Source organism: Photobacterium galatheae, from assembly GCF_000695255.1.
Lineage (GTDB): Bacteria > Pseudomonadota > Gammaproteobacteria > Enterobacterales > Vibrionaceae > Photobacterium > Photobacterium galatheae.
Map to the genome: position 1 here is coordinate 35,534 of NZ_JMIB01000028.1, position 18,809 is coordinate 54,342.

Annotated in this window: 12 protein-coding genes; 4 read left to right on the forward strand and 8 right to left on the reverse strand. The window is 48.4% G+C overall.

Annotated features, from left to right (window positions below):
* Positions 1–95: 95 nt before the first annotated feature.
* The gene (prsT, locus tag EA58_RS14505; RefSeq protein WP_036754288.1) at positions 96–2,864 is read right to left on the reverse strand and encodes an XrtA/PEP-CTERM system TPR-repeat protein PrsT; all 2,769 of its coding nucleotides are present in this window, start codon (positions 2,862–2,864) and stop codon (positions 96–98) included.
* Between the two features lie 175 nt (positions 2,865–3,039).
* Between prsT and EA58_RS14510 the strand changes: the two genes are divergently transcribed.
* Entirely contained in the window at positions 3,040–4,245 is a 1,206-nt protein-coding gene (locus EA58_RS14510) for a GNAT family N-acetyltransferase (RefSeq protein ID WP_036754291.1), read from the forward strand.
* Here EA58_RS14510 and EA58_RS21065 read toward each other — a convergent pair.
* Positions 4,190–5,710, reverse strand: a complete 1,521-nt coding sequence (locus tag EA58_RS21065) for a chondroitinase-B domain-containing protein (protein ID WP_051642121.1) — start codon at positions 5,708–5,710, stop codon at positions 4,190–4,192. The genes EA58_RS14510 and EA58_RS21065 overlap by 56 nt on opposite strands.
* 380 nt (positions 5,711–6,090) lie before the next feature.
* On the opposite strand from EA58_RS21065, the gene EA58_RS14520 reads away from it, so the two are divergent.
* From EA58_RS14520 to EA58_RS14530, 3 genes are all read left to right on the forward strand, one after another.
* Positions 6,091–7,050 (forward strand): polysaccharide deacetylase family protein, encoded by a 960-nt coding sequence (locus EA58_RS14520; RefSeq protein WP_161781061.1) that lies wholly within the window; start codon positions 6,091–6,093, stop codon positions 7,048–7,050.
* Between the two features lie 11 nt (positions 7,051–7,061).
* Positions 7,062–8,528 carry an oligosaccharide flippase family protein gene (locus EA58_RS14525; protein ID WP_036754297.1) on the forward strand — a complete coding sequence of 489 codons (1,467 nt, stop codon included), beginning with the start codon at positions 7,062–7,064 and terminating at the stop codon, positions 8,526–8,528.
* 366 nt (positions 8,529–8,894) lie between these two features.
* Complete coding sequence (locus EA58_RS14530; protein ID WP_081819688.1) at positions 8,895–10,235, forward strand: putative O-glycosylation ligase, exosortase A system-associated; 1,341 nt, start codon at positions 8,895–8,897, stop codon at positions 10,233–10,235.
* Between the two features lie 225 nt (positions 10,236–10,460).
* Here the strand turns inward: EA58_RS14530 and EA58_RS14540 are convergent, their stop codons facing one another.
* The 6 genes from EA58_RS14540 to EA58_RS14565 form a co-directional block, all read right to left on the reverse strand.
* Positions 10,461–11,426: a transposase gene (locus tag EA58_RS14540; protein ID WP_036754306.1), complete on the reverse strand. Its 966-nt coding sequence runs from the start codon at positions 11,424–11,426 to the stop codon at positions 10,461–10,463.
* Positions 11,427–11,633: 207 nt separating this feature from the next.
* On the reverse strand, positions 11,634–12,794 hold the full coding sequence (locus tag EA58_RS14545; RefSeq protein WP_036754308.1) for a glycosyltransferase family 4 protein: 1,161 nt from the start codon (positions 12,792–12,794) through the stop codon (positions 11,634–11,636).
* Positions 12,791–13,981 carry a glycosyltransferase family 4 protein gene (locus EA58_RS14550; protein ID WP_036754310.1) on the reverse strand — a complete coding sequence of 397 codons (1,191 nt, stop codon included), beginning with the start codon at positions 13,979–13,981 and terminating at the stop codon, positions 12,791–12,793. The genes EA58_RS14545 and EA58_RS14550 overlap by 4 nt, the downstream gene beginning before the upstream one ends.
* On the reverse strand, positions 13,978–15,807 hold the full coding sequence (locus EA58_RS14555; protein ID WP_235199619.1) for an XrtA/PEP-CTERM system amidotransferase: 1,830 nt from the start codon (positions 15,805–15,807) through the stop codon (positions 13,978–13,980). The genes EA58_RS14550 and EA58_RS14555 overlap by 4 nt, the downstream gene beginning before the upstream one ends.
* Before the next feature lie 112 nt (positions 15,808–15,919).
* A complete protein-coding gene (gene xrtA, locus EA58_RS21070; RefSeq protein WP_051642122.1) occupies positions 15,920–17,350 on the reverse strand; it encodes an exosortase A in 1,431 nt (476 codons plus the stop codon).
* Positions 17,343–18,806, reverse strand: coding sequence for a TIGR03087 family PEP-CTERM/XrtA system glycosyltransferase (locus EA58_RS14565; protein ID WP_051642123.1), 1,464 nt, complete (start codon positions 18,804–18,806; stop codon positions 17,343–17,345). Before EA58_RS14565 ends, xrtA begins: the two co-directional genes overlap by 8 nt.
* Positions 18,807–18,809: the final 3 nt, after the last annotated feature.

Sequence of the window (18,809 nt, forward strand, 5' to 3'; positions counted from 1 at the left end):
GAGAGAACATCGTTTTTTGGCCTCTTATTTTGGTGGCTATTTCTTCTTTGGTGGATTTTAGAAAAACCGCCCCGCATGAACGGGGCGGCCGGAAACTACAGATTGATCTGCGCTTCCAGTTGACGTTTAAGTTGCAGCAGTTCCGGATCGGTCGTCGTAACGCCGTTCAGCACATCCCGCGCGTTTCCTGCTTTTTTATTGGCAAGCAGACTTTCAGCATAATGCAAGGCAACTTCCGCATTGTTCTGCACTTGTTTGTAGGCTTTTTCGAGCATTGGCAAAGAGTTGGCTGTCTCACCGGATTTCAGCAGGCAATAGCCGTAGGTATCCTGAATCTGAGGATGCTCTTTTGCCAGCTCAATCGCCTTCGAAGCGTTGTCACAGGCTTGTTTGTAGTCTTCTTTTGACATGTACAGCCAAGCCAGGTTATTCAGCGCCAGTACATTATTCGGATCTTTTTCTAACAGCGTACGATATTGAATCATGGCTTTGTCCGGCTGGTGTTTCAGCTGGAGTTGCGCCAGTGTTAAGCGCAGTGGTACGGCTTTATCACCATGTTCCTTGAGAACTGCTTCAATAAATGAGATTGCTTTTTCTGGCTGATGGCTCATGACATAGGCTCCGGCGACGTCGTTTGCGCTCTGGATGCCCGGATAAGCCTCGTAACGCTTCAATTGCCAGGTGATAGCTTCTTGATATTGCTGGTGCTGTAGATAAATCATCGCCTGTATTTGCATGAAATATTGCTGCTGTTTTGTTTCATCAGGCATTTTGTTCAGTGTTTTCTGGCTGGCATTTAAATCACCCAGCTTCAGTTGCAGCCCGGCTTTCATCAGGGAAAACAGCGGCGTCTGACTGAATTGCAATTCAGCCTTTTCCGCGATAGACAGAGCGTCTTTCATCTTGTTATTCATTTCTTTGAGCTGAATATTGCGGATGTAAGCCTGTTGATTCAGGACATCCATTTCAAGCCATTTCGCATAAGCCGCTTCGGTTTCACGGTAGTCTTTCTGATAGAAATAAATATCGCCGAGTAATCGCCAGCTTTGGGCGGTTTGCTGTTGTGGCGTCAGGGTTTTGATATAAGCGATAGCTTTTTCCGGTTGCCGTTGCAGGATGTACCCACGGGCCAGATCCAGTTTCAAGGCAGTATTGTTCGGGTGAGCTTTCACCTGAGCCGCAACCATGTCAAAGGCTTGCTGAAGGTTGTCGCTCATTTGTGCGTACCGGTAAAGGGTCCGGGTGGTCAGTGAGTGCCCGGGCTTGCTTTTGTAGACTTCACGGGCGTAAGCAAAGGCTTTTTCAGAATCACCATCCACGGCGGCGATCTGGGCCAGCCCGAGTTTGGCCTGAATGTTGTCCGGATTTTTGCTGAGCACTTTGCTGTAGATGGCTTTTGCCTCAACGGGTTTGTTTTCCACCAGCAGGACTAAGGCTTTGAGCATGTTTGCTGCGTTATCTTCCGGATCTCGGGCAAGCCATTCGTTCACAACACCATGTAATTGCTCGTAATTTCCCTGTCTTAAGTAGTAGTAGGCCAGTCCCAGATTGGCTTCAGGCATATCCGGATCGCTGCTCAGAATCTCCTGGAGTGTCTCAATACCATTTGCATCGTTACTGGCCAGCTGCAACAGGCCAAGGCGAAGCTGATTGTCGGCAGAAGGGTCTTCTGTCGCCTGTTCAGCCAGTGAGAGGGCAAAATCTTTCCGTCCGATTTTGGCAAATTCCAGACTCATATTGGAAATGAACTGACTGTCTGCCTGATCTGTGGCATCAAACCCACGCATGGTCTGCATGGCACCGTCGATATTACCGAGTTTGAGCTGACTCGCGGCATAAAGGCGCTTGACCATATTGTTTTCGGTCATCACGGGGATGATTTTTTCTAATCGTTCACTGGCGAGTTCATAGTTACCCTGATGATAGGCAACGACGCCGGAGATGAGATAGGTGGTGACATTCCGGGAGCCATTTCGAATCGCCAGATCTGCGTGTACCTTTGCTTCGTCTTGCTCGCCTCTGGCATAAAGAATGGTTGCTTTCAGGTCATTCGTCAGTGCGTGTCCGCTGTAGGCTGTTAATAAGGTATCAACGTACTTTTCGGCCTCATTCAATTGCTGTGTTTTCACCAGCGCCTGAGCCAGATACAGGGTGTATTGCAGGGCTTTGGGTGCATGCTGTACGGCTTTACGATAACTATTTGCGGCGGCCTGGTCTTGGTTGAGGCTGGTTTCAAGGTGGCCTTTCAGCAGCCAGGCTTCACTGCTGTCCGGGTAAGCCTGAACAATGGTTTCAACTTGCTTGAGCGCCACTTCGGCGTGCTCATGGGTGGCATCCAGGCTGGCTTTTGCAAGCCGGACATACAGGGTTGTCTGGCCTGTGTTTTGAGCCTGCTGGAATGCATCTTGTGCATTTTCAGGATCGTTATCCATCAACATGGCCAGAGACGCCATGGCGTAAATATCTGCGAGGGCTTCGGGATGATGACTGCGGGGCCGTTTGGCCAGATCGGCTATCTCGGTAGATTTCCTCTGGCCCAGATAGGCGCGGGCCAGAAGGGGTTCTACTTCATTTTTGTCCTGGGAGGCACGCAAGGCTTTAAATAACTCTTTTTCGGCACTGGGAAAATCGCCTTGCTGAAGATAGACCTTGCCCAGCATCAGGCGGGCCTGACTGGCATCTGGGTGCTGTTGGATGGCATTTTTCAGTTCAATAACAGCGGCATTCACTTCATTCTGACTGAGATAAGTGTTCGCCTTAGCCATGTATTCTTCCAGCGGCTGTTCACCGCAGGCTGTGAGCGTTGTAGCGATCAGTCCGGCAAGCGCCAGAACATTCAGTGAAGTACGAGGTAACTTAGCCATAAGTATCCCTGTCGAATTTTTTGTGATGGACTTTTTTAGGATAGTCATAATTTTGACGCCAAGCAGAATTGGCTGTACAAAAAAACGACATATTTAAAATAAACCCGGAAAGTCAATTGCTTTTGGTTTGCTATGATTGAGACAACTGACCCTAGGGAATGTTGGACAGCAGCGGATGGCTCGAAACAGTGATTTTTTCCAGTGTGAATGGGTAGTTAGCCCGGACCTGAAATGGTTGAAAACGCAATGGCTGGAACTGGAAACTCGTGCAGAATCAAACCTATTTTTATCCTGGCTTTGGATTGGAACCTGGTTGGATTGTTTTGTGGACGATTTTTATGTGGTGGTGGCTCGCAATGATGAATGTACCGTAGGGCTGGGTATTATCGTTATTCAAGAAAAAAAGATGGCATCGCTGTCTTTCGGCCGTCAGTTCTGCCTGCATCGAACAGGCGATCGGTTGCAGGATCAAATCTGGATTGAATATAACGATTTCCTGCTTGATTGTTCGGTTGCCGAGCTGGTGCGTCCGTTAATGACTGCCTGTGTGATGAGCAACATGAACGGGACAGACACTTTTGTGGTCGGGGCCAGCAAAGACATGGACTTTTTAGGCAGCTCGGTGATGGGGACAGACACTTTTGTAAACGGGACAGACACCCTGATGGTGCTGGCCGATGGCACCGTTGTGTTGCCGGAGCGGGAAGTTGTGTGGGAGTCCCAGGCTTTTCTGCTGGATTTTGCTCCCCTTCATGAGCAACAACAAACTCTGGACAGTTATCTTTCCCGCAGTGCCAGATATCAGATTAAACGTAGTCTGAAGAAATATCAGGCACAGGGCGAACTGAAGATCATCACAGCCAGTTCAGTTGCGCAGGGACTCGCGTTGTTTGAGCATGCAGCAGGGTATCACCTGAAACGTTGGGGAGATCAGCCCGAGCAGAGTGGTTTTGCAAATCCATATTTCCTTCGCTTTCATCAGGCGTTGATTCGCCGTGGTCTGCCCGCCGGCGCTGTAGCGATTCATCATATTTATGCCGGTGAGCTCGATCTGGGAGTCGTGTATAACTTTCATCATGGGAACTGGGTGTTGTTTTATTTAAGCGCACTGAACTATGACTTTGGCAGCGCAATTGAGGACAGGCACCTGAAACCGGGGTTGGTGGCACATTATCTGTTGATTCAGAAGGCTATGGCACAAGGATTCTCTGGTTATGATTTCATGGGAGGACTGTCCCGATACAAGCAAACTTTTGCCAATCAGACAATCGGGCTAGCGGTTTATCATTACCGATTTCCACATCTCCTGTATGCCATGAAAAAACTTATTCGTGGCCTGAAGCGTCGGGTCTGGTCACAAAACAGTTCTCGCTGTTCTTGAATGCGCCGGCAAAACTATCTTGTGTGTTGACTGTGTTTCCGCAAAAGTCGGTGACTGTCCTTTGAGTGACACTGTGTACTGCAATAGGATAGATGGTGGCCTGAGATATCAATTCTGCTTGTCTGACCTGATTTTTTGGGGAAAAGTTGCCAATGGCGGGTGACTTGAACCAATCATCGAGCTTCTGTTTTTCGGTCAGAAAGTTGTTGGTAAAAAGCAGGTTGTGAGATGCAATGGCATTCCCCTGATCACGTTCGCGAATTTGCCCGCCAACGATATTGTTCAGCAGTCTGGCGCTGGACTCCGGGAAGCGCACATCAACGCCAGAAGTGTGATAAAAAATGTTGTTGTTGACCAAGGCGTCACTGGTTCTATTGATATAGAGGCCGACATCGTTGCAGTGCATGACAATATTGTTTCTCACGGTGTGGTGAAATCCTTCAGACGAACTCTGTTCCCGCCGGTTTTTCTGATTCATACCGCCGCCCCCCAAAGATAGCCCGACTTGAAATCCCCCGTATTGACGGCTGCTGGTATTACAGATCACCAGGTTGTTCTCAATGAGCCCATTTTTGCCACCTCCTTTCATAAATGCGCCGTAGCTGACCTGATTTCCCCCGGTTTTAATAAAGTCGCGAATAATATTCCGGTCAATGACCCAGGCATTCCCATGATCAAGGTTAATGGGAGTGACGGGGCGGGAAGTATTCCTTGGCTGCGTGTTATAGAAATGATTTCGGCGAATGATACCGTGATCCGGAAATGATTGATTGATGCGGTTCACCTTGATTGCAGCATTGAAATCAATAAAGGTATTGTTTTCGATGAGGCTGTGATCGGCATTGCCGACAATGTGCAGCGCATGCTCACAGTTTGAGGGTTCGGCACAAACGCCTTTGAAGGTCAGCCCGGAGATTGTCCAATGGGGTTGGTTGAGAACAATCCCTTCCAGGCTATCTATCGCCAGTACAACGTGTCCGGGTTCTTCAGCGCGAAGCGTGATTGGTCTTGACGCAGAGGGGGTCACCTGGCTGATATCAAATCGCTTTCCCTGCAGCGAATAACGGCCTTTCTTGAATACGATTTCCTGCCCCGGGAGAACCTGTTTCAGGGCTTTCCTGAAACCCTGGGCATCGGATACCCAAAGCGTGCCTAGCGGCGCAGTTGGTTTTGCCGGTTCTGAACGCCAGTCCGGCCCGATCGTCGGCCAGTAACGGGTATCAAACTTACGCCAAAAATAAGAAGGGCTGGATAAACTGTTTGCGACCCCGGCAATGGCCTGATGCACCGGTTTCAGTTCAGGTAATTGCTGCTTCAGTTCATTCGCTGAATGACGGAGAGCGGCGGGCAGTGTCTCCCCCTGAGTGTCCCATTGCCTGACGAGATATAGCCCACCACTGATGACAGCAAGGTGGGTCACGATGCCAATCGTGGCGAAGTAGGTTTTCAGTCCGCGGTGAAGCATCCGCATCCTCCCGAATCACAATAAAATACGCTGGGTAGTTCAATGAAGACAGCAAGAAAATTCATAACTTATTGTGGTGAGTATAGGTAAGAATTGAACCGTCTGGCTAAACGTCCGCTCTGAGAGTGCTCTGAACAGGTCCGAATGTTGATTTGGGACAGGCACTTTTGGGTTGGCACTTTATGAAAAATTTGTCCAGCCGAGACGTAATACTTTCAGGTGAGCTTCAGGGGATTTTTGTGATCACTATGGTTGCTCAGCAGTTCTTGTGCCATCTTTATGAAGTTAACCGATAACAATAAATAGCCGTATTTTGTGTGCCAATATCCGGAACAGAGAAGTGATTCCACGCCGGAACCGTGATGGAACCAGGGGCTGAGATGGTTGCTAAACTGCTGGTAGTGATTCATGCAGAAGAAGAATTTGACTGGGGGCAGGGGTTCAACAGCACGAATAATGCTGTCACCCATCATCAGGCGCTCATTCCGTTTATGGGTGAATTGATCGATATGGGCGCCAAAATTACGCTTGCAATGGATTATCCTTTTGTCGACAGCCCTGGCGGGCAAGAAGTGATTGCGCAATATCTGAATCGGGCTGGTCAGCAAGTGGAATTTGCGGCTCATCTGCACCCCTGGGTGAATCCGCCTTATGTTTCAGGCGAGGTCACTGCGTCCGAGTTTGAATCTTACCCCTGTAATCTTTCACCTGACGTTGAGTTCGAGAAAATCCGTGTATTAACGGAAAAAATTCAGTCTGTTTCAGGGAAGGCTCCGGTGACTTATCTGGCCGGGCGATTTGGTATCGGCCCATCGACCAATCAGCATTTACGATCGCTTGGGTATCAGGTTGATCTCAGTATCAGTGCTTATTGTGACTTTAGTCATCAGCAGGGTCCGGATTTCAGTGAACGAACCAATATGCCTTTTGTTGAGAACGCCATTCGTCATATTCCCCACACCAGTTCATGGTTGTCGGTGTCCAGATTGCTCGAAATGAAAGTGAACCAGTTTCCGTCGTGGTGTAAGAGCCTGAATCATTCGGGGATTACCCGGCTTTTGGGTAAAGCCCTCAGGTTGAGAAAACACCGTCTGTCCCCGGAAGGAAACGATCTTTCGCAGCTTTTAGCGATTACTCAGGCGCAATTAAATATCGGCCAGGATGTGTTTGTCCTTTCATTTCATTCACCCAGTCTGGTGGCAGGGATGACGCCCTATGTACAGACCCCTCGGGATTGTCTGAATTTGAAATCAACGACACGCCGGTACATCGAATGGTTCCAGCAAGAGCTTGGCGGTGAAATCGTACTGGCGAAAGATATGGCGACGAGACACGCCTAGAGGCTGGTGTTATGGCAGACAAATATTCCCAGGCGATCTTCTCGGGTGCAAAGTGGTCGATGCTGACGATCTGGTACAACCGTTGTATCGGGCTGGTCAGCACATTGGTACTTGTCAGGCTGCTTTCTCCGGAAGATTACGGCGTTGCAGGTTTTGCCATGTTCTTTGTTTTTTTCTTTATTGCGTTGTCTACCGTCGGTACAAAGCGATATGTGCTGATGGAGAACACAGAAGATGAAGAGAAACTCAACAGTATCTGGTCGCTCAATTTGCTTTTTCGGTTGGTGAGTGCCGTCATTCTTTGGCTGTCTGCTGACTATGTTGCCCTTTATGCCAATGAACCCAAAGTAGCACTGGTGGTGAAAGTGGTCAGTGCGATCCCACTGATACGTGCCTTTCACAATGTGGGCATGGATGTGTTTGAAAAAAACTTCAATTTTAAAATGGAAACAGTGATGCTGATGGTCGCGAAAACCCTCAGTACGGCTTGCACTATCCTACTTGCATTTGTGGTCGGTAACTACTGGGCACTGGTGACCGGTGTGGTTCTGATGGCCGTGATTGAAGTGATTGCCAGCTATATTCTATGTCCGTTTCGTCCACGCTGGAGCACACGTTACTGGAAAGAGCAATGGCAAGTGTCGAAATGGCTATATCTGGTCTCGGTATCTGGTTTTCTGCGTTCCCGGGTCGATATGCTGGTTTTAGGTAACCTGCTCAATAGCCGCGATGTTGGCTTCTATAATATGGCACAGGAATTTGCCTGGTTGCCCTTTACCGATTTTCTGGCACCTATGAATCGGGGGATATTCTCCGTGTTTGCAAAAATTAAAGAGAATGAGGCGCTGTTAAAAGAGCGGATTTACTCTCAGCTGGCGTTACTGATGTTATTAGTGATGCCGGTCTCTTTCGGTATGTGTGCTATCAGTGAGGATTTTGTTCGAGTCATTTTGGGGCAAAAATGGTTGATGGTGATTCCTGTGATGCAGCATCTTTCTTTTCTGATGATCGTGATGACCCTGTATATGCTGGTTAATAGCGTGCTGATCTTAAAATCAAAGATGCCATTACTCTTTTTGTGTGATTGCGTTGCGATTGTTCTGGTGATAGGCAGTTTCTATGGTCTGGGTTATGACACACCCGCAGATCTGTCGATGGTGCGGTTGAGCGTGGGTGGTGTTTTTCTGGTGTGTGTGGCGGTGATTTCTCTGTCGGTGATTCGGCTTCAAGCGAGACGTTTTCTGCCGACCGTATTATTGCCGATGGCCGTGTCGGGTTTGATGTATTTCTGCGTGAGTGCTGTTTCGGCCCATATTGAGAGTCATGTGATTGGACTGGTGATGAGTGTGATGACCGGGGTTGTGGTGTATACCGTGACGATGATCGTGATGCTGCCTGTTGCTGTCCGGTGGATACCTGAATATCGAACCCTTCAGCTCAAGCTTGGTCGGATGTTCCGTATTCCGTCTTACCAATAACGGTGTGAAACATTGTTGAAAGCCGTGATTTGCGTATATTGCTGATGTTTATGCATGATGTCAGGCTGGTATTGATAAACGAATTATCGTCAAAATTTTGTTGGTCGCTGAATCCGGTTCTATAGTGAAAGAATAAGCGTAGCAGCCGAATGGTTTTGTTGCTTGTTGTTCGATAAATCTATGTATTTATGGGTTTAATTTCCAAAAAACAGCAGGTCGGAGTGAAGGATGGAATCGATTCTTTTCGCGATGGGATTGTTTTTACTGGTTTACCTTTGTATTCGTTCTCTGAAGCAAGACAAAGAAATGACGCCAAAACAGCAAGCAAAACCATATGATCGCAAATAAAGTCAGGGAGACCGGGTCATGAGAGATCTCATATTTTTAAGTGTTTTCCTGATATTGGCCTGTTTATCCTTCAGAAGGCCTTACATGGCTGCTTCACTCTGGCTGTGGTCGGGTCTCTTTGTCCCCTCCTATTGGGTTTACAGCTTTGCGAAACCCATCAGCTACAATACAGTTTTTGCACTCATTACCTTTGCGACCTACTTGTTTTCAAAGCGTAAGCCCGTCATTTTGTTTGATGGCATTCTCTTATTTGCATGTCTATTCTGGATGCTTACCGGACTGACAACCTACAACACGATTATTTTTCCAGAGTTGGTCTGGCCGGAGTGGGAAAAATTTTCAAAAGTGTTTCTGATGTTTTTTATGGTTGCACTGATTGTCAGGCAACGGCATGAGTTTGAGATGCTGATCTGGGGCATCATTATGTCTGTAGGTTTTATCGGGGCGATAGAAGGTCTGAAGTTTATTGCCAGTTTAGGCGGACATAAAATTCAGGGGCCCGACGGCCATTTGCTGTCTGATAATAATCATTTTGCCACGGGCCTTTGTATGATTATTCCGCTCATCATTTATCAGCTGAAGGCGGTTGAAGAGAAATGGATTCGGTTGGGTCTCATCAGTATGGTGGTCCTCTGTATCCTGGCAATTTTGGGAACATATTCTCGTGGTGGCTTTTTGGCACTTGCGATTATTGGCTGTTACTTCTGGTTGAAAAGTAAAAAGAAAGTTCTGACTTTGATCGTCGTCGGTTTTGTGGCTTCAGTGTCTGTCCTGTTATTACCACAGCAGTGGTATGACCGAATGGAAACGATTGAAACAGCCGCAGATGATTCGTCTTTCATCAATCGGGTGAATTCCTGGAAAGTTCATACATTAATGGCGATGGAACGTCCACTATTCGGCGGCGGATTTAAAGCTGCTTATTTTCAGCCTGTTTGGGACAGACTGTCGATGGATGTCTATAAAATCGACTGGGTTGAAACCCCACCGCCAAGCAAAAAAGTCACGGCGGCTCATAGCATTTATTTTCAGGTACTGGGTGATCATGGATTTATCGGCTTGGTGTTGTTTTTGCTGATTATCTTGCTGTCTTTTCTCAAAATGCGTTGGGTCATTGTGACGTTAAGCCGACCACCCTGGCAGCAGGACTACCGATGGCAGGTTGATTTGGCCAGAATGATGCAGGTGTCATTATTGGCATTTTGTACTGCAGGCGCGGCTTTATCGTTGGCTTATCTTGAACTTTTCTGGGCACTGGCTGCTGCGATGGCTGGGCTGACAATGCAGGTGAAAGTGATGGTGATGCGGGAGCATTCACGACGGAATGCGGCTGAAATTCATGGGTATTCATCTTCATAAGGGGACAGGCACTTTTCCGTTCCTCTTTTTAAAAAGTGGGACAGACAGTGTTTGGTTGAGAATAATTAGTTCCGAAGAAAAAATGACTGATGGAAATTTCATACGGAATGAACGGGAAAGGGGAGATTTAACTCGAACATGGCATGAATTGCTGTTGTTACTGATGAAACCTCAGTATGGGGTAATGTTGGTCGTGCAGTTGAAATTCAGGATGAACAGTACGGGTTAGCTTTTGGGAGCCAGACATACTCCGGACATTTTCTGACGTCCTAAAATCGGCAAACAGGCTCTGATAGAAGATTCTGTACCCATAAGAGTCCCTTTTTCGATGCGTGAGAGAGAAGCTGGCCAACTGATGTCATCAAAGCCTAATCTGACGATGATTGAAGGTTGTGTTGGCTTGATTTGCCCTTGAGAACCCTCCCGCATTTGTCGCCCCGTAAAATCAACGAGTTCCAGATAGTCCATCAGACGAAAGGGGAGGCCATCCGTCAATGTTGAGTCTGGATGACCCACGAATGGATAGAGATTGGGGGCTGTCGCTTCATGTTTGTGCAGTGAATCGATTCGTGTTTTTATCGATGTGTGGAGCGAGGTTTCTGGCGTCTCGGCGATTCCAGCGCGAACAGGGTTTAAATCAACATAGGCCATGGCTGCCGCAACCGCTTTTTCATCAAGCAAGGCCTGACTTTTAAAACGCCCTTCCCAAAAGTGCCCGGTACAACCATCTTCTTTATTCGCTTCTGTTGCAATGTACTGGTTGAGCAGTCGCATGAACCAGCTAATACTGTACAGCCGTTGTCGCCAGGTGTTGATGTAGTGGCAAACTGTTTTGTATTCTGCTTCAGATTGAATTTCTCCTCTCAAGTAGCGCTGAATGGTGACAGGTGCAAGATGAAAGGTGAGCCAGCGTTGAATGACTTCCATGTCCGTCAGAGATTCTGCCTTTGGTTTATTGATGTGCAGGACGAGGTGATAGTGGTTGTTCATAATGGCATAAGCACAAATATCAATGCAGAACACTTTTGCGAGTGCAAACAGCCGCTCTTCAATGGCGCCTCGGCGGTGTTCATAACTCATCCCCGTCACTTGATCGACTCCACAAAGTAAGGCACGCCTGACACAGCGGGACATGCAGTGGTAATAAGATGTCGCTTCGAGGCAGATTTGTTGTTGTCTGGCAATGGTCATTTGAACACACTTAGTTGACTGTATAAATAAACAGTATCCTGGTGCGGTGAGGATGGGAAGCCAGGTGTTTTGAAATGTCGATGAATTCCTCAAAAGTATGAAATTGTGGGGATTTATCTGTTACACAATGAAGTGACTGTCCCTGTTAGTGGTTCAGATGGAAAAAGTGTCTGTCCCAGTTTGCGCCAGCTTGCGGCGCACCGGAATTCAATAGCGTTCAATTAACTGTTGAAAGCGTGAGACAATACTTTTGGCGTTGTGATGCCAGGTTAAGCTGCGGCGGTGAATCGTTTGTGCCGCTTGGTGACTCAGGTGCTGGCGAAGTTGTGGATCTGATATCAGGCGTTCGATGCACATGAGCATCTCATTTAAATTTCCTTCCTGAAACAGCAGGGCATTATCGCCGTCGGTCAGAAGTTCTCTGATGTTTTCGCTATCCGGCGCGACAATGGCTTTCCCACAAGCCAGATATTCGATCAGTTTTAACGGTGAGCACCAGGGCGTCACCGCAGGCTGAATTGCAATATCGATTTGTGTCAGCCAGTCGGGCATGGTGTCCCGAGACGCCAAACCCACGATGTGGATTTGTTCTTCAGCATGAAGCGCCTGCGCTTGCTGACGGAGATCATTCAAAACCGGGCCATCGCCCACGATGAGAAGCTTGATCGGTTGCGCATCGCTATCTCGATCATGGTTGGCTTGAGTGATTAACGTAAGAACGTGGTCTAATTGATGCCATTCGCGACAGAAGCCGACAAATCCAATCACTAAGTGGCCGGCAAGGTCTGGATGCTTGCTGCATGTGTTGGGGTGGAAGAGCGCTGTATTTACGCCATTGGGAATAACGGTGATTCGATCTTCAGGAACACCCGCGTCGCGTACATCGCTGGCGAGGACATGGCTTACAGGGAGAGTGTGGTCAGCATTTCGCCAGGCAACAATTTCAGACCAGCGTGCGAGCCAGGTGAAGGTAATACCGCCATACTGGCAGCGCTCTTTGAACAAAGGTGCGTTTATTTCCAGAATCAGTGGCAGGTTGAAAACTTGCTTGGCAAGGATGCCAGATGGAAAGAACAGGTTATAACGTTCGTATATTGCATCGGGCCGGTGTTGCTGGATGGCACGGCAAAGTCTGAAAAAATCGTAAGCACTGTAGCCTAATTCCAGTAACTCACAAAGAAAACGTGGAAATCGACGGCGTAATTGACTTACCCAACCACCATCTGCACCGAAATCAGCGTGCTCTGAAACTGCCGGAGCAATGAGAATCACTTCATGCCCCTGTTGTGTGAATGCATCGATAATGGCGTCAATATGCACAAACTGGCCGTCTTTTGATGCGATTCGATGATGATAAAGAATTTTCATGAGGTCTTCCTGATAAGTTGATTAAACAACTGATACTGACCTTCAGATGTCGCTGACCAGTCGAATTGTTCAGCGTATTGCCGGGTCGCTGCACGAGGAAAAGGGTTGTCGAGTAATTGCTGAATACCTTTTGCGATTGCTAACGCATCACGTTCTACAAGCTTACCGGCGCGGGGCTGTCGCACGACTTCAGGTGTCCCCCAGATATTGGTTGCGACCACAGGCGTACCACAGGCCATGGATTCGAGTAAGACGTTTGCCCAGCCTTCGCGATCCGACGCGAGTGTCAGTACACTCGCTGCACCATAATATGCAGAAAGCTCTTCCTGACTGAGTCGCCCCAGAAAACGGACTCTGTCTGTGACCCCGTACTTTCTTGCGAGGACAGACAGTGTTTTCTTTTGTGGTCCGCTGCCGGCAATCAGCAGTAAAGCTGTCGGAAGCTGACGAAGCGCTTCAATGACCAGGTGATGCCCCTTGCGTTCGATGAGTAAACCGACGGAAAGCACAATCGGGATATTGAGTGGCAGGCCAAGTGCCTTTCTGAGTAATTGCTGCTGCTCTTCATCATTAAAGCTGAATAGATCGAGATCAACACCATTGCGGAGGGTGCTGACTCTGTTTGGCTCTGCACCTAAGTCAATCATCGCGGTTCGGAGTGCATCACAGACGGCCAGATTATGGTGACTGGCTGTCATGACTTGTTGAATGCGTTTACGTGCGCTGGGGTATGTTGGGAGCAGATTGATGTCTGTCCCTCTTGCAGTCACCGTGAAAGGTTTGTTGAAGGTTTTTGCTGCTTCGGTGATGGCGACACCATCCGGGTAATAGTAATGGCCATCAATGAGGTCGAAGTCGAAGCCTTGTTGCATCATTTTTCGGATCTGCTTTTTGAGCGTATATGCCAGCGTGGTGGGTGTCAGATACATCCCAATTTTGGGAATGACCAGATATCTTGGGTGATACACCTGTATTCCGAATCGGTTTTCGGTTAAGGGGACAGACGCAAATTCACTGTAACGGCCAAAGATAGGGTGAGAGAGCGGAAACCAGGGGACAGGCGCGATCACGGTGAGCCTGATGTCAGGATAGTGCTTTTTCAGTTGCCGGAGCCGGGTTTCAACGAAGATTCCATGCCTGGGATTTACGGCGTTTGGGTACAGGGTCGAGATAGTCAGGATTTTCATGGCGCCTGTCTCCCCAAAAACTGGGCGAACATTAAAAGGCTCCAAAGTGCTACCCCATGATCGCGCTGGCTGCTGGTATGTTCAGTGATCATTTTTTTGAGTTGCTCAGGGACAAAAAAGCCGCTGTCCAGCATGACTGGCGAGAGGACTTGCTCGTGAAGCATGGGTTGAAGCTGGTGGCGGAACCAGTGGGCCAACGGCATGCTGAAGCCCATTTTGGGGCGATAGAGGATGTCTTCAGGAAGATAGGATTCCAGTGCTTTTTTGAAACTGTATTTACCTTCCTGTTTTCGGATATTGTCCTTGCTTGGGATTCGGAATGCCCACTCAAGCAGTTGGTGATCCAGTAAGGGGGCACGCACTTCTAACGAGTTTGCCATGCTGGCTCGGTCGACTTTGGTCAAAATATCACCCGGTAACCAGGTTTTGAAATCCAGATATTGGACTTGTTTCAGCGGATCGTCCGTTGGAGCGTTGAGGGCATGCTGACGTAGTATTTCGTGTCCTGTATAACCGCTCAGTTTGTGTCGGTAGCCCGAACTGAACAAAGACTGTCTGTCCTGATAACGAATTTTCGAGAGGGTATTCGCGTAAGCATCAACAGCGTCAAGGGCCAGAGACTGAAAGGTCGTTTTCGCTCGGAAACGTTGCGGAGCCCAGTCTGCTTTGGGATACACCTGTCCGAGAAACCCAAAAACAGGTTGACGAATAGAGGAAGGAAGCATTCCCCGAACTTTTTGTTCGGCCAGATGAAATCGATAGCGACGATAGCCGGCAAACACTTCATCTCCCCCATCGCCAGACAGGGCGACAGTGACCCGTTTTCTTGCCAATTGACAGACTAAGAATGTTGGAAGTGCCGAATCGTCGGCAAAAGGTTCATCATAAAGTCGGCCGAGAACTTCGATCAGGCTGACATCTTGCGCACTGATTTGCTGCGCCTGATGCGTTGTCCGGTATCGGTCGGCGATCTGGCGGGCATATCGCGTTTCATCAAATCTGGCTTCATTAAATCCGATGGCACAAGTGTTGATTGGATTGGACTGTAGCTCGGACATCAGTGCGACCACGGCGCTGGAATCAACGCCGCCCGACAGGAAAGCACCGAGAGGAACGTCGGAGACCATGCGAATTCTGACCGCTTCTCTCAGTTGTTCAATGAGTGATTCCTGTGTCTGATGCCAGGTCAGTTCTGATGCAGGTGCGGCCAAATCCCAATATTGGAATGGTGATATTTGACTGCCAGGTTGAAGGGTGAGTGCATGTCCTGCCGGAAGCTTGAAAATGTTGCGATAAGCGGTGAAAGGGTCGGGAATGTAGCCAAACATGAAGTATTCTTCAGCCATTTCAGTGCGAAGGGTACAGTCAGTATCCGGATGTGCGAGCAGGACTTTCATCTCTGAAGCGAAGAGTAACTGTCCTTTTGGGGTGACGGTATAGAACAACGGCTTCTTTCCTAACCGATCCCGGGCCAGAAATAGGGTGTGGGTGTTTTTATCCCATAGAGCAAAAGCAAACATTCCGCGAAAACGGCTCAGGCAGTCTGTCCCCCATTGTTCCCAGGCATGCACAATCACTTCAGTATCGCTCAAAGTACGGAACTGGTGACCAAGCTGTTTCAGTTCGCTGGCAAGTGCGTTGAAATTGTAAATTTCACCATTGAAGACAACTGCAATGGTGTGATCTTCATTAAAAAGGGGCTGGTGTCCGCCAGAGAGATCAATAATAGACAGACGGCGGTGTGCCAGTCCCACCCATTCATCGAAGTAATATCCCTCATCATCCGGACCACGATGGCGCTGAAGCCGATTTATGTGTTGTAGCAATCTTGAATCAATTTGATCTGCGTGCTGCAGATTCATAATGCCTGCGATACCACACATAATCTCCCCCCTAAAAGCGCCATTTTTTGATGAATTTTCTTTGATAAATTTGTTTTTATTGGTTTTTTGCCGCAAGAATTCCGTTGTTCTGCTCAGCAATTCTCAGGATTTCAGTATCATTCAGTTCTGAACTGGCAATGGCGAAGACATCTGAAAATCCTTGTTGTCCGGCTAAGCGATAAGATGCTTTGACTAATTTGATGGCTAACGGATGACTGCTGCAAAAGTCATTGACGCAATACCAATATAGAACATGCATGGTGCCGCCACTGGCATTTGCTACGGTCATTGTTCTGGCCCTGACCCCCGAGGCTAAGTTGACTGGCTGGATTGTTTTCAGTGACCAGGTTTCTTTATTGAAAAGCTGATTGAGGCTGCTGATTAGCTCGCCATCTTGCTGCCAGATGTTGTAACGGGCCGTAAAAATCTCAGCTTTACCATCTGCCGTCGTCTGGCGTTGGTGTGTTTGAGCATAAGGAAAAGTAATCCCCCATGCAGACAGCGTTTCAGTTTGACTGGCTTGAAAAGTGGTGTTTGTCTGCGTCGTGGGTGACAGATGCTGTGACAGTTGCAGATTCCAGAACGCAGTAATGCTCAAGAGCAGGGCGATGCTTCCGAAAACCCCCCATTGTTGGCGAGGTGGTGTAGGCGTTTCAGACGCTGAAGGAGAGGAGGGTGGACGTTCCGCATCAGAAAACAAGCTGGCAGTGAAGAAAATCACCAGAATGATGAGGCTGAAGAAAACCCAGCCATAGATCAGATGATCGGCACCTGCTGCGTATTTCATGTCACTCCAATAGCCAATCAGGACAATGCCGTAAGCGCGAATACCATTGGCGATAATTGGGAAAACGAAAGAAAACGCGACAAAAAAGATTCGCTTGTAGGTTTTCGTAAACTGCAGATACGCAAACAAAGTGCCAAGCGCGACGCTGGACATCAGGAAGCGAATTCCGGAACAGGCTTCGGCCACAAAGAAGCGGCCATTTGGAATGGTGAGATACAAACCTTCACGATAAACAGGAATATCGCTGAGATTCAGCAGCCAGACGGAAAGATCTGCGGTGATCATCTGAAGACGTGGAATCAGACTGTCACCAAACGGGACGGCAAAAAGCAGGTAAAGTAAAGGAAACCAGAGCTGGCGGGCGATGGCAGTCCCCAATACTGCCCAAAGCAGTAGTTGTAAACTCAAGATTGCTGCCAGGTGCTCGAAAAGTCCGAAACCTGCGGCCCGTCCGATCAGCCATATCAAGCTGGGAATGATTAACAAACCAGCAGCGATCCAACTGACGGTCAATGGGGTTTTGAGGATGGTTGCTTTTTCCCGCCATACCAACCAAAGGCTGATCGGTAAAATCAGAAAACAATGTTCATACGTTTTCGAATTCATCCAGACAGTCACCATATGGCTAAGCGATGGCCAGTACAGCCAAAGCCATGCGATGAGTGGGAATGTCAGCCGAAACCAAATGCGGTCAACCATGGTGTGCCTCCAGATAGGTAAGCAGAGGGGCGAGCCTGGCTTCCCAGCTAAAGTGTTTCTCGATCCAATATCTGGATGCCTTCGCAGGTTGGACGGGTTGATCTAATCGTCGACAGACCCAGTCAGCCATTACTCGGGCTTCATCAGCAACATAAAGTGCCTGTCCTCGTATATCTTGTCCTCGTATATCTCCCTCGCCATCAAAAGTGTCTGTCCCTTTTAGATCGATGCCGGGAATGGTGGCAGATATCAGTGCCTGTCCTGAAATCAGTTCTGGGATCAGTTCTGGGATTCTAGGGGTGCCTGTCCCGTTTTGGGGCGTGTTCCAGAGCATGGTGTGCTCGCTGTGCCGAACCGTATTCTGAACAGGTTCTTGAACAGGTGTCTGTCCCGATTGATGTCCCGATTGATGTCGTGGGTAATTTTCCAGCCCCTCAATGCCTAAAGATGTGGTGAGAACCGGTTTTTCCATGGCCATGGCTTCTAAAATTTTATTTTGAATGCCTCGGGCGATCTGCATGGGAGCGACGGCAGCTTTGGCGTAATAGAGATAAGGGCGCACATCTTCGACACGTCCTGTAACAATGACACCTGGTAATCGGGTCAGCGCTTTGACCTGTGCGGTCGGCGATGAACCGACGATGTAGAATTTACTGTCCGGGTGATGCTGAAGCACCGTTGGCCATACCTGGCGGGCAAACCAGGTGACGGCATCCACATTGGCCCAGTAATCCATTGCACCCGTAAAAACAATGTAGTTGTCTTGTGTGAGCGGGTGCGCGGTATGGTGAGAAAATTCAGCGTCCGGAGAGAAATACTGACTGTCAATGCCATTCTCAAGTGTTTTGATTTTTCGATGACAGGCTGGCGGTGCCAGTGCGGTGAACGCGTTTTTTTCTGTTTCGGTGACAAAACAACTGAAATCGAATCGGTTGCAGACCTGTTGTTCAAAGTCAGCCAGTGTTCGGTATTCTCGTCGGAATAGGTAGCTTGCCAGTCCGCTTTTTCTCTCGGCATACTGGCGCCACTTGTCGGAATCGAGATCGACAAAGTGCATGACCTTATGCAAGGTATCGGGTGCATCCATCAGGTATTGCGCCATGCTGCTGGAAAATACCAGGGCTTTCTCAATCTTTTTGTGTTTTAGGCAGTTTTTCACCCAGCTCATCATGGCCGGATGGTGATAATAGGGAAGCGTCATGGGATGCCGGCCGAGCAGTGCGGTCAATGCTTTGATTCTGGCAATCTGGGGATGCAAACGAACAAAAAATGCTTCATGGCAGAGAGCTTTGACTTTTGTCTGATATTGCAAGTCGTAGGGATCATCAATGAAACACCCCAAGCAGACATCGTAGTGTTGATTCAGGTATTTCAGCAGATGATAACTGGCAATTTTGTCCCCTTTGTTCGGTGGATACGGGATTCGATGACATAAGTAGAGGATGACAGGTTTCATGGG

What these genes read in the sequence shown, in the direction of transcription:
- prsT (WP_036754288.1), bottom strand. Translation starts at nt 2,864, where the DNA reads ATGGCTAAGTTACCTCGTACTTCACTGAATGTTCTGGCGCTTGCCGGA.
- EA58_RS14510 (WP_036754291.1), top strand. Translation starts at nt 3,040, where the DNA reads ATGGCTCGAAACAGTGATTTTTTCCAGTGTGAATGGGTAGTTAGCCCG.
- EA58_RS21065 (WP_051642121.1), bottom strand. Translation starts at nt 5,710, where the DNA reads ATGCTTCACCGCGGACTGAAAACCTACTTCGCCACGATTGGCATCGTG.
- EA58_RS14520 (WP_161781061.1), top strand. Translation starts at nt 6,091, where the DNA reads ATGGTTGCTAAACTGCTGGTAGTGATTCATGCAGAAGAAGAATTTGAC.
- EA58_RS14525 (WP_036754297.1), top strand. Translation starts at nt 7,062, where the DNA reads ATGGCAGACAAATATTCCCAGGCGATCTTCTCGGGTGCAAAGTGGTCG.
- EA58_RS14530 (WP_081819688.1), top strand. Translation starts at nt 8,895, where the DNA reads ATGAGAGATCTCATATTTTTAAGTGTTTTCCTGATATTGGCCTGTTTA.
- EA58_RS14540 (WP_036754306.1), bottom strand. Translation starts at nt 11,426, where the DNA reads ATGACCATTGCCAGACAACAACAAATCTGCCTCGAAGCGACATCTTAT.
- EA58_RS14545 (WP_036754308.1), bottom strand. Translation starts at nt 12,794, where the DNA reads ATGAAAATTCTTTATCATCATCGAATCGCATCAAAAGACGGCCAGTTT.
- EA58_RS14550 (WP_036754310.1), bottom strand. Translation starts at nt 13,981, where the DNA reads ATGAAAATCCTGACTATCTCGACCCTGTACCCAAACGCCGTAAATCCC.
- xrtA (WP_051642122.1), bottom strand. Translation starts at nt 17,350, where the DNA reads ATGGTTGACCGCATTTGGTTTCGGCTGACATTCCCACTCATCGCATGG.
- EA58_RS14565 (WP_051642123.1), bottom strand. Translation starts at nt 18,806, where the DNA reads ATGAAACCTGTCATCCTCTACTTATGTCATCGAATCCCGTATCCACCG.